The following is a 13,455-nucleotide window of genomic DNA, read 5'->3' on the forward strand; positions in this document are numbered from 1 at the left end:
GCCCGCGCGTGTGCCCCGCGCGGCGCACCCCGACACACCGGCAACACGGGGACCATGACGAACCTCCTCCTGCTCCAGGCGCTGAACGGCCTACAGTTCGGCATCCTCCTGTTCCTCGTCGCGGCGGGCCTGACGCTGATCTTCGGCATCATGGACCTCATCAACCTCGCCCACGGCGTGCTCTACATGGTGGGTGCCTATCTGACGGCGACCTTCACCTCGCTGACGGGCGACTTCTTCATCGGCCTTGCCCTGGCGCTCCCCGCGGCGCTCCTCTTCGGCATCGTCCTCGAACGGCTGATCTTCAGCCAGCTCTACGACCGCGACCACCTGGAGCAGGTGCTCGCCACCTTCGGCCTCATCCTCATCCTCAACGAGGGGGTGAAGATGATCTGGGGTGCGGCGCCGCTGTCCGTGCCGATCCCCGACATCCTGTCCGGCTCCGTGCCGCTCATCGGGCCGATGCGCTTTCCGGTCTTCCGCATCGTCATCATCGCCGCCGGACTAGTGACCGCGCTCGGCCTGTGGTTCCTCGTGGCGCGTACCCGCATCGGCATGCTGCTGCGCGCCGGGGCCACCAATGCGCCGATGGTCTCGGCCCTCGGCGTCGACGTGAAGCGGCTCTTCATGCTCGTCTTCGGTCTCGGGGCGATGCTGGCCGGGTTCGCGGGGGCGATGGTGGCGCCGATCCTTTCCGTCGAGCCGGGGATGGGCAACAACATCCTCATCCTCACCTTCGTCGTCATCGTCATCGGCGGGGTGGGGTCGATCCGCGGGGCCTTCGTGGCCGCCATCCTCGTCGGCGTGGTCGACACGGTGGGGCGCACCTTCGGCCCCATCATCCTCAGAAGCCTGATGGACCCCTCCGCCGCCTCGCAGACCGGCCGCACTTTGGCGCCGATGCTGATCTATATCCTGATGGCGGCGGTCCTCTTCGCGCGTCCCTCGGGCCTCTTCCCCAAGGCGGGCGCATCGTGAGCGAGACCACCCTCACCAGCGCCGCCGACGCCGCTTCCCCCGCCCGCCCGCGCCTCGCCGGCCGTGGCGCGCTCATCGGCGGCATCGTCCTCCTCGCCCTCTTCGCGGTGCTGCCTCCCGCGGCGACGGCGATGGGCGACCCCTTCCTCGTCGTCACCGCCACGCGCATCGTCATCTTCGCCATCGCCGCCTTGTCGCTGGACCTCGTCCTCGGCTACGGCGCCATGGTCTCGTTCGGCCACGCCGCCTTCCTCGGCTTCGGCGCCTATGCGGTGGTCATCCTCGCGGCCGCGGGCATCGACGACCTCCTCCTCCAGTCGCTCGCCGCCATCGCCGGCTCGGCCCTCTTCGCCCTCGTCACCGGCGCGATCTCACTGCGCACCAAGGGCGTCTACTTCATCATGATCACGCTGGCCTTCGGGCAGATGGCGTACTTCTTCTTCGTCTCGCTGTCGGCGTTCGGCGGTGACGACGGACGCACCCTGCAACACCGCTCGACCCTCTTCGGCGCACCTCTGATCGAAAACGACGTCACCTTCTACTACATCGCCCTCGCCGTCCTCGCGGCGGCCTTCGTCCTGCTGCGCACCGTGGTCGCCTCGCGCTTCGGCCGGGTGCTGCGGGGGACGCGCGACAACCGTGTCCGCATGCAGGCGATCGGCTTCGCGCCGTTCGGCTACCAGCTCACGGCCTACGTCATCGCCGGTGCGCTGTGCGGCCTCGCCGGCGTCCTCCTGGCGAACCAGACCGAATTCGTGTCGCCCGCCTTCATGACCTGGCAGCGCTCGGGCGAACTCATCGTCATGGTGGTGCTGGGCGGCATGGGCACGCTGACCGGGGCGATCGCCGGTGCGGTCGGCTTCCTCGTCCTCGAAGAGGTGCTGTCCGGGCTGACCGAGCACTGGCACATCGTCTTCGGCGCCATCATCGTCCTTCTGGTGCTCTATACACGCGGCGGCATCGCGGGCCTGTTCTCCCGCCTCTTCGGGGGCCGCGCATGAGCGCCCTCCTCTCCATCCGCGACTTGCGCAAGTCCTACGGCGCGCTGAAGGTGACCGACGGCATCTCGCTCGACGTTCCCGCGGGCGAGCTGCACGCCATCATCGGCCCCAACGGCGCGGGCAAGACGACGTTCATCCACCAGCTCTCGGGCAGCCTCAAAAGCGATTCCGGCGCGGTCCACTTCGACGGCGCCGACATCACGCGTCTCTCCATGGTGGCCCGCGTCAAGCGCGGCCTCGCCCGCTCGTTCCAGATCACCTCGATCCTCGACGGCTTCTCGGTGCTGGAGAACGTGGCGACCGCGGTGCAGGCCCGGTCCGGCTCGTCCTTCCGCTTCCTCACCCCGGCTGCGTCCGAGACCGCGCTCAACGCCGAGGCGATGGAGGCGCTCGCCCGCGTCAACCTCGCCGACCGCGCCCACCGCCAGGCGGGCACGCTCTCGCACGGCGAGAAGCGGCAGCTCGAAATCGCCATCGCCCTCGCCACGGGCGCCAAGATGCTCCTCCTCGACGAACCTCTCGCCGGAACGGGCCACGAGGAAGGCGCCATCCTCATCGACCTGATGCGTCAGCTCAAATCCACCCACACCATCATGCTGATCGAACACGACATGGAGGCGGTGTTCGCGCTCGCGGACCGTGTCAGCGTCCTCGTCTACGGCAAGCTGATCGCGACGGGGGACCCGGCGGCGGTGCGCGCCGACCCCGCGGTGCGCGCCGCCTATCTGGGGGAGGACGCCTGATGCTGAAGGTGGAAGGGCTCGAAGCCGCCTACGGCCAATCGCGCATCCTGTTCGGCATCGACCTCGCCGTGAACAAGGGCGAGGTGGTCACGCTGCTCGGCCGCAACGGCATGGGCAAGACGACGACGGTGAAGTCCATCTTCGGCCTTCTGAAGCCGAAGGGCGGGCGCATCACCATCGACGGGGACGACGTGACGGGGAAGGCGCCGCACATCATCGCGCGGCACGGTCTCGGCCTGGTGCCGGAGGGGCGGCAGATCTTCCCGACGCTGTCGGTGGAGGAGAACCTCATCGCGACGCACCGCAACGAGGGAACGAGCCGCTGGACGCTCGCCAGCGTCTACGACCTCTTTCCGCGCCTTCGGGAGCGTCGCCGCAACATGGGCAACCAGCTTTCGGGCGGCGAGCAGCAGATGCTGGCGATCGGCCGCGCGCTGATGACCAATCCGCGCCTGGTGGTGCTGGACGAGGCGACCGAAGGCCTCGCCCCGCTGATCCGCGAGGAGATCTGGTCGTGCCTCAAGGCGATCAAGGCGGCGGGCGAGGCGATCCTGGTGATCGACAAAAACGTCGACGCGCTCGCCACCTTCGCCGACCGCCACGTGGTGATCGAGAAAGGCCGCATCGCGTGGACCGGCTCGACGGCCGACCTCAAGGCCACGCCCGACATCAAGGACAGGTTCCTGCATGTCTGAGGCGCTGTCATCCGAGGTTCGGGGCGGGGTCAAGTGCCCGCCCGGACCCACGCACAGTGCCCTCTCCAAAGAGAGGGCGCGAGCATGGGGAGGACGGGCACTTGACGCCGTTCCGAACCTCAACAGCCTTGCACCAGGTGTTCAGAGGGAGAGTGCTCTTCGCACTCTCACACTGAACGCCTGCCCGCTGGCGAAGCGGGGGAGCGCGAGGGGGAACACCCTCGCTGCAGCCTCGCCGCCGACACAGCGCTTCAAATTCAAGCCCCCACAGTCCCGCAACGAGGAGCCCCACCGATGACCATGACCGCCGGCGTGACCAAGCATGGCGAAGGGATGGACGGGATCGTCTGGAACATTCTGGGCCAGACCTACGTCCCCAAGCAGCACAGCGAATCCTGCCTGTCGTGGCATGCGACCTTCCCGCCGGGGACGTTCGTTCCGCCGCACATCCACCCGACGCAGGACGAGTTCATCTACATGCTGGAGGGCCGGCTCACCACGGTGCTGGAGGGCACCGAGGGCATCGCCGAGCCGGGCGACCTCATCCGCCTGCCGCGGGGCAAGCCGCACGGCCTCTTCAACAAGTCGGACGCCGCGGTCAAATGCGTCTTCTGGGTGACCCCGGCGGCGCGGCTGTACGATCTCTTCTGGGCGCTGCACAATCTCGGCCCCGAGGCTGATCCGGCCGAGGTGGTCGCGCTTTCGGCCAAGCACGAGGTCGACTTCCTGCCGCCGCCGGACGACGCCTGATCGAGGGAGGGGTCCATGAACGTCATCATCGCAGGCGCCGGTGTCGGCGGCCTCACCACGGCGCTGATGCTGCACCGCCGCGGCATCAGGGCGACGATCTACGAGCAGTCGCCGGCGGTGCGCGAGGTGGGGGTCGGCATCAACACCCTGCCCCACGCCATCAAGGAGCTGGCTGATCTCGGCCTCCTCGCGGCGCTCGACGTGGTGGCCCCGCGCACCCGCGAGCTCTTCTACTACAACCGTTACGGCCAGGAGGTCTGGTCAGAGCCCCGCGGGATCGACGCCGGGCACGACGTTCCGCAATTCTCCATCCACCGCGGCCGGCTGCAGAAGGTGCTCTACGACGCGGTGATCCAGCGCCTCGGCCCCGGCGCGGTGAAGACGGGGCTCAGCCTCGCCGGTTTCATTGAGAACGAGGGCGGGATCACCGCCCACTTTCTCGATTCGGCGGCGGGCGGTCCGGGGCTGACGGCGCGCGGGGACATCCTCATCTGCGCCGACGGCATCCACTCGGCCGGCCGGCGCAGGTTCTACCCGAACGAAGGGCCGCCGAAATGGAACGGCGTCCTCATGTGGCGCGGGGCGACGGAATTCACGCCCTGGCGCGACGGCCGGTCGATGGCGATCGGCGGCGGTATGGGCGCCAAGTTCGTGCTCTACCCGATCGCCCACGAGGCGGGCGGCAAGCAGCTCATGAACTGGGTCGTCAACATCAAGATGGCGGACGGGGAGACCTCGCCGCCGCCGAAGGAAAGCTGGTCGCGCCCGGCGCAGCGCAGCCTGGTGCTCCCCTATGCGCGGCGCTTCAAGATCCCGGACTACGACGTGAACGCGCTCGTCGCCGCGACCGAACAGGCGTTCGAGTACCCGATGTGCGACCGCGACCCGCTGCCCCGGTGGACGCACGGGCGCGTGACGCTGCTCGGCGACGCGGCGCATCCGATGTACCCCGTCGGCTCCAACGGCGCCTCCCAGGCGATCCTGGACGCGCGGTGTCTGGCGGACGCGCTGCAGCGGGCCGAGCATCCCCACCAGGCGCTTCACGCCTACGAGGCGGAGCGGCTGCCGAAAACCGCGGAGGTCGTCGCGCTCAACCGCAAAGGCGGGCCGGAACGGGTGATCGACGAGGCGGAGAAGCGCGCCCCCGGCGGGTTCGACGCGATCGACAAGGTGATGAGCCGGGCCGAACGCGCGGCGATCGTCGGCGGCTATGCCGGCACGGCGGGGTTTGCCAGCGGCGAGCAGCGGCGCGGCACGCCCCACCTCCTCTCGGCCCCGGTCGCCGCCCAATAAGGCGCACCGGGCGCACCGAGCGCACCGGGCGACCGGCCCTCACCCGCGACGGCGGCGCGCCGCCGCGTTCTGCTTGCGGAGCCGCGACAATATAGTTTAGGCTTCAAACATCAGCCGCCCGAAACATACGTGAGCGCGCCACTGACCCACCCCCGCCATATCCTCGTCACCGGCGCCACACGCGGTATCGGCCGGGCCATCGCCGCGGCCTTCGTCGCGGACGGGGCCCGCGTCACCGTGCTCGGCCGCACGCCGGACAGCGCCGCCGCAGCCGCCACCACGCTCGGCGCCGCCGCCAGCGTCGCCGCCGACGTGACGGACGCTGCGGCGCTCACCGCCGCCATCCACACCGCCGCCGACGCCGCCCCGATCGACGTTCTCGTCAACAACGCAGGCGGCGCCGGCACCGCCCCCCTCTCCCGCATCACCGTCGACGCGCTGCGGGCCATGATGGCACTCAACGTCGAACCTGTGCTGACCGCGGCCCAGGCCGTCGTCCCCGCCATGAAGGCGTGCGGCTCCGGCCGGATCATCACCATCGCCTCCACCGCGGGGTTGAAGGGCTACCCTTACGTGGCGGCCTATACGGCGGCCAAGCACGCCGCCGTCGGCCTCACCCGCGCGCTCGCCGCCGAACTCGCCACCACGGGCATCACCGTCAACGCCGTCTGCCCCGGCTTCACCGACACCGACCTCGTCGCCGGATCCATCGCCGCGCTGACCGAAAAGACAGGGCGCGACCCGGCCGACCTCCTCGCCGAATTCACCAAGGTGAACCCCATGGGCCGCCTCATCGCGCCGGACGAGGTGGCCGCGGCGGTCCTGTGGCTCGCCAGCCCCGCAGCCGCCAGCGTCACCGGCCAAACCATCGCCGTCGACGGAGGCGAGACATGAGCACCCAAAGCCCCGACCAGCCCCAGGCCGCTGCCCTCGCCGACGACGTGACCGCCATCGTCGAAGCGCACCCGGACCATTCGGACGAGCTGCGCCTGTGGCTGCGGCTCCTCGCCGTCTCCAACCTCATCGAGGCGGAAATCCGCCGCCGCCTGCGCGAGCGTTTCGCCACAACGCTGCCCCGCTTCGACCTGATGGCCCAGCTCGAACGCGCGCCGGACGGCATCCTGCTCGGCGAACTCTCGCGCCGCATGATGGTCTCCAACGGCAACGTCACCGGCCTCGTCGAACGGCTCGCCCTCGAAGGCCACATCGTGCGCGAAACGCCGGAGACGGACCGCAGAGCCACCCGCGTGCGCCTCACCGCGGAAGGCCGCTCCGCCTTCGCCGCCATGGCGGAGGAACACTCCGGCTGGGTGGCCGAACTCCTCGCAGGCCTCGGCGAAAGCGACGTCGCCGACCTCTACCGCCGCCTCGGCGACCTCAAGGCCTCGGTCACGTCCGCCACCGCAGCGCCGCCCCCCCAGAAGCCGACCGGAGACGCCTGATGCACCAGAACCCGATCGCCGCGCCGCTGGCGGGCTTCACCCCCGGCCACTTCGGATGGAGCGTCGCCGGCCCCGTCGCCACCGTCACCCTCCACCGGCCCGAGCGCAAAAACCCGCTCACCTTCGACAGCTACGCCGAACTGCGCGACACCTTCCGGGCGCTGCGTCACGACACGGACATCAAGGCCGTCATCGTCACCGGGGCGGGCGGCAACTTCTCCTCCGGCGGCGACGTGTTCGAGATCATCGAGCCGCTCACCAAGATGACCCCGTCCGATCTCCACCGCTTCACCACCATGACGGGCGATCTCGTCAAAGAAATGCGCGCCTGCCCGCAGCCGGTCATCGCCGCCGTCGAGGGCGTGTGCGCCGGCGCGGGGGCCATTATCGCCATGGCGTCGGACCTGCGGGTTGCGGGCGCGGGCGCCAAGGTCGCCTTCCTCTTCAACAAGGTGGGCCTCGCGGGGTGCGACATGGGGGCGTGCGCGATGCTGCCGCGCATCATCGGCCAGGGCCGCGCCTCGGACCTTCTCTACACCGGCCGCTTCATGCCCGCCGAGGAGGGCGAGCGCTGGGGCTTCTTCAACCGCCTCACCGGCACCGGCGAGGCGCTGACCGCGGCCGAGGAGCTCGCCGCCGCCATCACCGCCGGGCCGACCTTCGCCAACGGCATCACCAAGAAGATGCTGCACATGGAATGGGCCATGGGCGTCGACGAGGCGATCGACGCAGAGGCGTTGGCTCAAGCGTTCTGCATGACCACGGGTGACTTCACCCGCGCCTTCAACGCCTTTGCTGCGAAGCAGAAGCCGGTGTTCGAGGGCAACTGATGGCCGACCGCACCTTCCTCGACTGGCCCTTCTTCGAGCCGCACCACCGCGAGCTTGCCGCCCGCGCCGACGCATGGGCCGCCGCCACCGTCCCCGGCCTCGTCGACCATCACGACGCCGACGCCTCCTGCCGCCGCCTCGTCGCAGCGCTGGGCGAGGCGGGTTTTCTCGCCTACGCCGTACCCGAAGACGGCGTGTTCGACGTGCGGGCGCTGTGCCTCCTGCGCGAGACCTTCGCCCGGCACGACGCGCTGGCCGACTTCGCCTTCGCCATGCAGGGCCTCGGCACCGGCGCCGTCACCCTCTTCGGCGGCGACGAGGTGAAGGCCGCGCTGCTCCCCGCCGCCCGCGCCGGTACCGCGATCACCGCCTTCGCCCTCACCGAGCCGGACGCGGGGTCCGACGTCGCCGCCCTCGCCCTCGCCGCCACGCCAAATGGTGCCACGCCGGACGGCGACAGCGTGCGGCTCACCGGCGAAAAAACCTGGATCTCCAACGGCGGCATCGCCGACTCCTACGTGGTCTTCGCCCGTTCCGGCGAGGCGCCCGGCGCCCGCGGCCTCTCGGCCTACTGGGTGCCCGCCGACACGCCTGGCCTCACCGTGGCGGAGCGGCTGGAGACGATCTCCCCCCATCCCCTCGCGCGCCTGTCGTTCGACGGCGTCACCGTCCCCGCCTCCCACCGCGTCGGCGCCGCCGGGGCGGGCTTCAAGGTGGCGATGGCGACGCTCGACGTCTTCCGCACCACCGTCGGCGCGGCGGCGTTGGGGTTCGCCCGCCGCGCGCTGGACGCCGCGCTCACCCGCGCCCGCACCCGCGCCATGTTCGGCGGCACCCTGTCGGACCTGCCGCTGGCCCAGGCGACGCTGGCCGACATGGCGACCGCCATCGACGAGGCCGCCCTCCTCGTCTACCGCGCCGCCTGGACACGGGACGACATCGTGCGCAAAGGGGGCGCCCCGCGCATCACCCGCGAGGCGGCCATGGCCAAGATGGTCGCCACCGAGAACGCCCAAAAGGTCATCGACCACGCCGTGCAGCTCCACGGCGGCGAGGGCGTGCGCTCCGGCGGCGTCGTCGAAACGCTCTACCGCGATATCCGCGCCCTCCGCATCTACGAGGGCGCGACCGAAGTGCAAAAGCTCATCATCGCCCGCCAGCTCCTCGCCGAGCCCGCGCGCTCTTGAAACGTCAGCGCATCTTGTCCGCGCTCTGAAAAGCGCGGGATGCCCTAGCCGATTGGAGGCGTCATGCCGTCGTCCTGTCACGTCGACACCTTCGTTCTCGACAATCTGCCGCCCACGCACCAGCAGCCGGACTTCATCAACCTCGACCGGCTCGGCTATCCCGAGATGCTGAACGCCACGGTGGAGCTGGTGGACCGGCACGTGGCCGAAGGGCGCGGCGACCGCATGGCGCTGAAGGCCCCCGGCGGCATCGCGTGGACCTACGCCGACCTCTCCGCCATGATCGACCGCATGGCCCGCGTGCTGACCGAAAAGCTCGGCATGGTGCCCGGCAACCGCGTGCTGCTGCGATCGGCCAACAACCCCACCAAGGTCGCCCTCTACATGGCGATCATCAAGGCGGGCGGCATCGTCGTCGCCACCATGCCGCTGCTGCGCGCGGGCGAGATCGTCAAGGCGCTCGACAAGGCGGAGATCGGCCTCGCCTTCTGCGACGCCAAGCTGATCACCGAGATGCAACGCGCCGCCGACATGGCGCAAAAGCCCTGCCGCATCGTGACATGGGAGGGGACGGTGGGAGACGGGAGCGGCGGCGAACTCGGCGCCATGCTCCACGGTGTCACCGGGCCGTTCCAGGCCGCGCCCACCCGCGCCGACGACCCGTGCCTGCTCGGCTTCACCTCCGGCACGACGGGGATGCCCAAGGCCACCATCCACTATCAGCGCGACCTCCTCGTCATCTGCGACGGCTACGCCAAGGAGATCCTGCGCGCCGAGCCGTCGGACGTCTTCATCGGCTCACCTCCGCTCGCCTTCACCTTCGGCCTCGGCGGGCTGGTGCTCTTTCCCTTCCGCGTCGGTGCCTCGGCGGTGCTGCTCGAAAAGGCTGGCCCGCCGGACCTTGCCGCCGCGATCCCCGAATACGGCGCCACCATCACCTTCACCGCGCCGACCGCCTACCGGGCGATGATCCCGCTCGCCGCCACCCACGATTTCTCCTCCCTGCGCAAATGCGTGTCCGCAGGGGAAACCTGCCCGCGCCCCACCTTCGACGCGTGGAAGGCCGCGACGGGCCTCCCCCTGATGGACGGCATCGGCGCGACGGAGATGCTCCACATCTTCATCGCCGCGCGCGAGGAGGACATCCGCCCCGGCGCCACCGGCAAGCCCGTCCCCGGCTACGAGGCGATGGTGCTGGACGCGGACGGCAACCCCGCCCCCACCGGCACACCCGGCCGCCTCGCCGTGAAGGGCCCCATCGGCTGCCGCTACCTCGCCGACGAGAGGCAGGCCAAATACGTCGAGAACGGCTGGAACATCACCGGCGACACCTACATCCAGGACGCCGACGGCTACTTCTGGTTCCAGGCCCGCAACGACGACATGATCGTCTCCTCCGGCTACAACATCGCCGGGCCCGAGGTGGAAGCCGCGCTCCTCGCCCACCCCGCCGTGGCCGAGACCGGCGTCGTCGGCGCGCCGGACGCCGAGCGCGGCATGATCGTCAAAGCCTACGTGGTGCTGCGGGACGGCTTCACCGCCGCCGACGCGGCCATGGTCAAAACCCTGCAGGACCACGTGAAGGCGGAGCTGGCGCCCTACAAATATCCGCGCGCCGTCGCCTTCGTGGACGCGTTGCCCAAGACCGAATCCGGCAAATTGCAGAGGTTCGCCCTGCGCCAGCGCGCTGCGGCCGAACCCGCCACCGAGGGAGAATTGTCGTGAGCGAGCCCAGCCCCAAACCCGGCACGCTGACCGTGCTGCAACCGCCGGGCTGGAAGAAGCCGAAGGGCTACTCCAACGGCATGGCCGGGCGCGGCACACTGGTCTTCACCGGCGGCCTCATCGGCTGGGACGCGGACGAGACGTTCGCCGATGGCTTCGTCCCCCAGGTCCGCCAGGCACTGCAGAACGTCCTCGCCGTACTGGCGGAGGCGGGCGGCGAGGCGCAGCACATCGCCCGCCTCACCTGGTACGTGCGCTCGGTCGACGGTTACCGCGCCTCGCTCGCCGATCTCGGCGCGGTTTACCGGGAGGTGATTGGCCGCCACTATCCTGCGATGGCGCTGGTGGAGGTCTCGAATCTCGTCGAACCCCAGGCGCTGGTGGAGATCGAGGCGACGGCCATCGTGCCGGACCGCCCGCAAGGAGCCTGAACGTGACCGAAGACTGGATCTGGACCGGCGGTGACCCCGTCACCGACATCGACGCCGCATGGGACAACGGCGCCGTCATCATCGACGCCGGATCCTACACGCCGCGCTGGGCGGGCGAGGCGGAAGCCTTTCGCGAGACGCTGGGCGCGGCCGGCCGCACGCGACTCGCCGTCCCCTACGGCCCCGCCCCGCGCCAGCACTACGACCTGTTCCTCCCCGAAGGAACGCCGAAAGGCCTCTCCGTCTTCGTCCACGGCGGCTACTGGAAGGCGCAGGCGATCGGCAACTGGTCGCACTTTGCCGCCGGCGCCCTGTCGCGCGGCTTCGCGGTGGCGATGCCCGAATATACCCTCTGCCCCGAGGTGAAGATCCCCGACATCACCCGCCAGATCGGCGCCTTCCTCGACCACATCGCTGGTGAGATCCAAGGGCCGATCAACCTCTCCGGCCACTCCGCGGGCGGGCATCTCGTCACGCGCATGCTGTGCGAAGGCGCGCCGCTGCGGGCGGAGACGATGGCGCGCATCGGCGCCGCCGTGTCGATCAGCGGCGTGCATGACCTGCGCTGCCTCATTCCGGGGTCGATGAACGAGATCCTCGGCCTCGACCTTGCGACCGCCCGCGCCGAGAGCCCTTGCCTGCTGGAGCCGCGTTCGGGGATCGACCTCACCTGCATCGTCGGCGGTGCGGAGCTGACCGAGTTCCGTCGCCAGAACGCGCTGCTCGCCAATGTGTGGCACGGCTTGGGGGCGATCACGCGGGCGATAGAGCTTCCCGGCCGCCACCACTTCGACGTGGTCGATTCGCTGCTCGATCCCTCCAGCACGATGGTCGAGACGCTGACGCGCGAATAGGCGCCTCCGCCCCGCACCGGCACCCGGACCCCTGGGGCGCCCGCATCGCGCGGCGCCCCTCAACGCCGCGGCCGAGCGCGATGGGTGGCGCCTAGCGGCGTGGATCAGCCGAAGATGTAGGACAGGACCGTCAGCACCACGACCACGGCGACGCCGAGGCCGCCGAGGGTGATCGCCATGCCGGTCCCCATCGCCTCCAGCTTGCCGCGCGGGTCAGCCGTGGGCGTCTTCTTCGCGGCGGGGATCTTCTTGCTCATGAGCGCGGACCGGCGGGCGGGCGAACGAACGGACGCGGCTTAGCGGTAAGGCGCGTCGGCGGCGATGTTGGCCGCAATCTCACGCTCCCAACGGTCACCATTCGCCAGCAGCTTCTCCTTGTTGTAGAGCAGCTCCTCGCGCGTCTCGGTCGAAAACTCGAAGTTGGGGCCTTCGACGATGGCGTCCACCGGGCACGCCTCCTGGCACAGCCCGCAATAGATGCACTTCACCATGTCGATGTCGTACCGCGTGGTGCGGCGGGTGCCGTCGTTACGGCGCGGACCGGCCTCGATGGTGATGGCCTGGGCCGGGCACACCGCCTCGCACAGCTTGCAGGCAATGCAGCGCTCCTCGCCGTTCGGGTAGCGGCGTAGCGCGTGCTCGCCCCGGAAACGCGGGGAAATGGGGTTCTTCTCGAACGGGTAATTCACCGTCGACTTCGGCTTGAAGAAGTACCGCATTCCCAGGAAGAAGGCGGAGACGAACTCCGTCAGGAAGATGGACTTCGCGGTGCCCTGAAGCGTGGCCATGATCAACTCGATCCGTTCGGACGTAGACGTGTTCTAATTGGCGCGAATGGGCCGCGGCTGCAACGCCGAATAGACCCGAAGGGGCTCGCCGCCGCCGGAAAGCCCAATTTTTTCCGGCGTCGACGCCAGCCTTGATGCAGTTTGCCGCGCCCCCATGCCCGCTGTCGCCACCCCCTGCGACGCGGCCGCGGGCGCACCCGGCCGACGCGTCGTCCCACGCGGCCCCATCGCGTGTCGACGGCCCTCCCGCTGCCGCCTCAATGGAGCGGCCCGCGCGGTCGTTTGACGATCTCGGCGCGCGCGCCGCCGGCAATGTCCGCCGGGTCCGTGCGAGGCAGGCGCAGCCGCGAATAGGTGTCGAACGTCGGAAGGCGGTCGTCGACCCCCACGCCGGTCACGCGCTCGCTCCAGAACGCATGCGCCTCAGCCACCACCCTATCCGGCTCGCTCACGAACGCGCCGTTGATGTAGAGCTCCTCACGCACCATCGACCTGTCACGGTAGAGGACGTGCGCCCCGCACACGGCGCAGAAGCCGCGCGTCACCCAGAGCGATCGGCCCGGCCGCCATGAGACGACGCCGGACACGGCAACCGCCGCCACCGGAAAGCCGGCCCACAAGGTGACCGGAGCGCCACTCGCGTCGCGGCACTCCCCGCAGTGACAATAGACCGTCCACGCGGCGGCACCGTCGATGGAAAACGAGAGCGCTCCGCAAGGGCACGCTCCCGTGATCACC

At 69.9% G+C, this 13,455-nt stretch carries 16 protein-coding genes; 13 read left to right on the forward strand and 3 right to left on the reverse strand.

Features of this window, described 5'->3' with window-relative positions:
* Positions 1–54: 54 nt before the first annotated feature.
* The 13 genes from BIX52_RS00140 (at position 55) to BIX52_RS00200 (ending at position 11,929) form a co-directional block, all read left to right on the forward strand.
* Complete coding sequence (locus BIX52_RS00140) at positions 55–978, forward strand: branched-chain amino acid ABC transporter permease (RefSeq protein WP_075219032.1); 924 nt, start codon at positions 55–57, stop codon at positions 976–978.
* Positions 975–1,979: a branched-chain amino acid ABC transporter permease gene (locus BIX52_RS00145; RefSeq protein WP_075219033.1), complete on the forward strand. Its 1,005-nt coding sequence runs from the start codon at positions 975–977 to the stop codon at positions 1,977–1,979. Before BIX52_RS00140 ends, BIX52_RS00145 begins: the two co-directional genes overlap by 4 nt.
* Positions 1,976–2,722: an ABC transporter ATP-binding protein gene (locus BIX52_RS00150; protein WP_075219034.1), complete on the forward strand. Its 747-nt coding sequence runs from the start codon at positions 1,976–1,978 to the stop codon at positions 2,720–2,722. Before BIX52_RS00145 ends, BIX52_RS00150 begins: the two co-directional genes overlap by 4 nt.
* Positions 2,722–3,417 carry an ABC transporter ATP-binding protein gene (locus tag BIX52_RS00155; protein WP_075219035.1) on the forward strand — a complete coding sequence of 232 codons (696 nt, stop codon included), beginning with the start codon at positions 2,722–2,724 and terminating at the stop codon, positions 3,415–3,417. The genes BIX52_RS00150 and BIX52_RS00155 overlap by 1 nt, the downstream gene beginning before the upstream one ends.
* Before the next feature lie 294 nt (positions 3,418–3,711).
* The gene (locus tag BIX52_RS00160) at positions 3,712–4,167 is read left to right on the forward strand and encodes a cupin domain-containing protein (RefSeq protein ID WP_075219036.1); all 456 of its coding nucleotides are present in this window, start codon (positions 3,712–3,714) and stop codon (positions 4,165–4,167) included.
* Positions 4,168–4,182: 15 nt separating this feature from the next.
* On the forward strand, positions 4,183–5,460 hold the full coding sequence (locus tag BIX52_RS00165; RefSeq protein WP_075219037.1) for a flavin-dependent oxidoreductase: 1,278 nt from the start codon (positions 4,183–4,185) through the stop codon (positions 5,458–5,460).
* A 129-nt stretch (positions 5,461–5,589) separates the two neighbouring features.
* The gene (locus BIX52_RS00170) at positions 5,590–6,354 is read left to right on the forward strand and encodes an SDR family NAD(P)-dependent oxidoreductase (protein ID WP_245803073.1); all 765 of its coding nucleotides are present in this window, start codon (positions 5,590–5,592) and stop codon (positions 6,352–6,354) included.
* On the forward strand, positions 6,351–6,902 hold the full coding sequence (locus BIX52_RS00175) for a MarR family winged helix-turn-helix transcriptional regulator (protein ID WP_083659897.1): 552 nt from the start codon (positions 6,351–6,353) through the stop codon (positions 6,900–6,902). Before BIX52_RS00170 ends, BIX52_RS00175 begins: the two co-directional genes overlap by 4 nt.
* A complete protein-coding gene (locus tag BIX52_RS00180) occupies positions 6,902–7,732 on the forward strand; it encodes an enoyl-CoA hydratase family protein (RefSeq protein WP_075219038.1) in 831 nt (276 codons plus the stop codon). Before BIX52_RS00175 ends, BIX52_RS00180 begins: the two co-directional genes overlap by 1 nt.
* Positions 7,732–8,919, forward strand: coding sequence for an acyl-CoA dehydrogenase family protein (locus tag BIX52_RS00185; protein WP_075219039.1), 1,188 nt, complete (start codon positions 7,732–7,734; stop codon positions 8,917–8,919). The genes BIX52_RS00180 and BIX52_RS00185 overlap by 1 nt, the downstream gene beginning before the upstream one ends.
* A gap of 63 nt (positions 8,920–8,982) precedes the next feature.
* Positions 8,983–10,644, forward strand: a complete 1,662-nt coding sequence (locus BIX52_RS00190; RefSeq protein ID WP_075219040.1) for an AMP-binding protein — start codon at positions 8,983–8,985, stop codon at positions 10,642–10,644.
* The gene (locus tag BIX52_RS00195; protein WP_245803074.1) at positions 10,641–11,075 is read left to right on the forward strand and encodes a RidA family protein; all 435 of its coding nucleotides are present in this window, start codon (positions 10,641–10,643) and stop codon (positions 11,073–11,075) included. The genes BIX52_RS00190 and BIX52_RS00195 overlap by 4 nt, the downstream gene beginning before the upstream one ends.
* A 2-nt stretch (positions 11,076–11,077) precedes the next feature.
* The gene (locus BIX52_RS00200) at positions 11,078–11,929 is read left to right on the forward strand and encodes an alpha/beta hydrolase (RefSeq protein WP_245803075.1); all 852 of its coding nucleotides are present in this window, start codon (positions 11,078–11,080) and stop codon (positions 11,927–11,929) included.
* A gap of 104 nt (positions 11,930–12,033) precedes the next feature.
* Here the strand turns inward: BIX52_RS00200 and BIX52_RS23170 are convergent, their stop codons facing one another.
* The 3 genes from BIX52_RS23170 to BIX52_RS00210 all read right to left on the reverse strand — a co-directional run bounded on the left by BIX52_RS23170 (position 12,034) and on the right by BIX52_RS00210 (position 13,454).
* Positions 12,034–12,186: a hypothetical protein gene (locus BIX52_RS23170; RefSeq protein ID WP_157956173.1), complete on the reverse strand. Its 153-nt coding sequence runs from the start codon at positions 12,184–12,186 to the stop codon at positions 12,034–12,036.
* Between the two features lie 39 nt (positions 12,187–12,225).
* The gene (gene nuoI / locus BIX52_RS00205; protein WP_075220037.1) at positions 12,226–12,717 is read right to left on the reverse strand and encodes an NADH-quinone oxidoreductase subunit NuoI; all 492 of its coding nucleotides are present in this window, start codon (positions 12,715–12,717) and stop codon (positions 12,226–12,228) included.
* Positions 12,718–12,974: 257 nt separating this feature from the next.
* A complete protein-coding gene (locus BIX52_RS00210) occupies positions 12,975–13,454 on the reverse strand; it encodes a GFA family protein (RefSeq protein ID WP_075219041.1) in 480 nt (159 codons plus the stop codon).
* Between the last annotated feature and the right edge of the window lies 1 nt (position 13,455).

It is taken from the genome of Acuticoccus yangtzensis (assembly GCF_001927245.1).
Classification (GTDB): Bacteria; Pseudomonadota; Alphaproteobacteria; order Rhizobiales; family Amorphaceae; genus Acuticoccus; species Acuticoccus yangtzensis.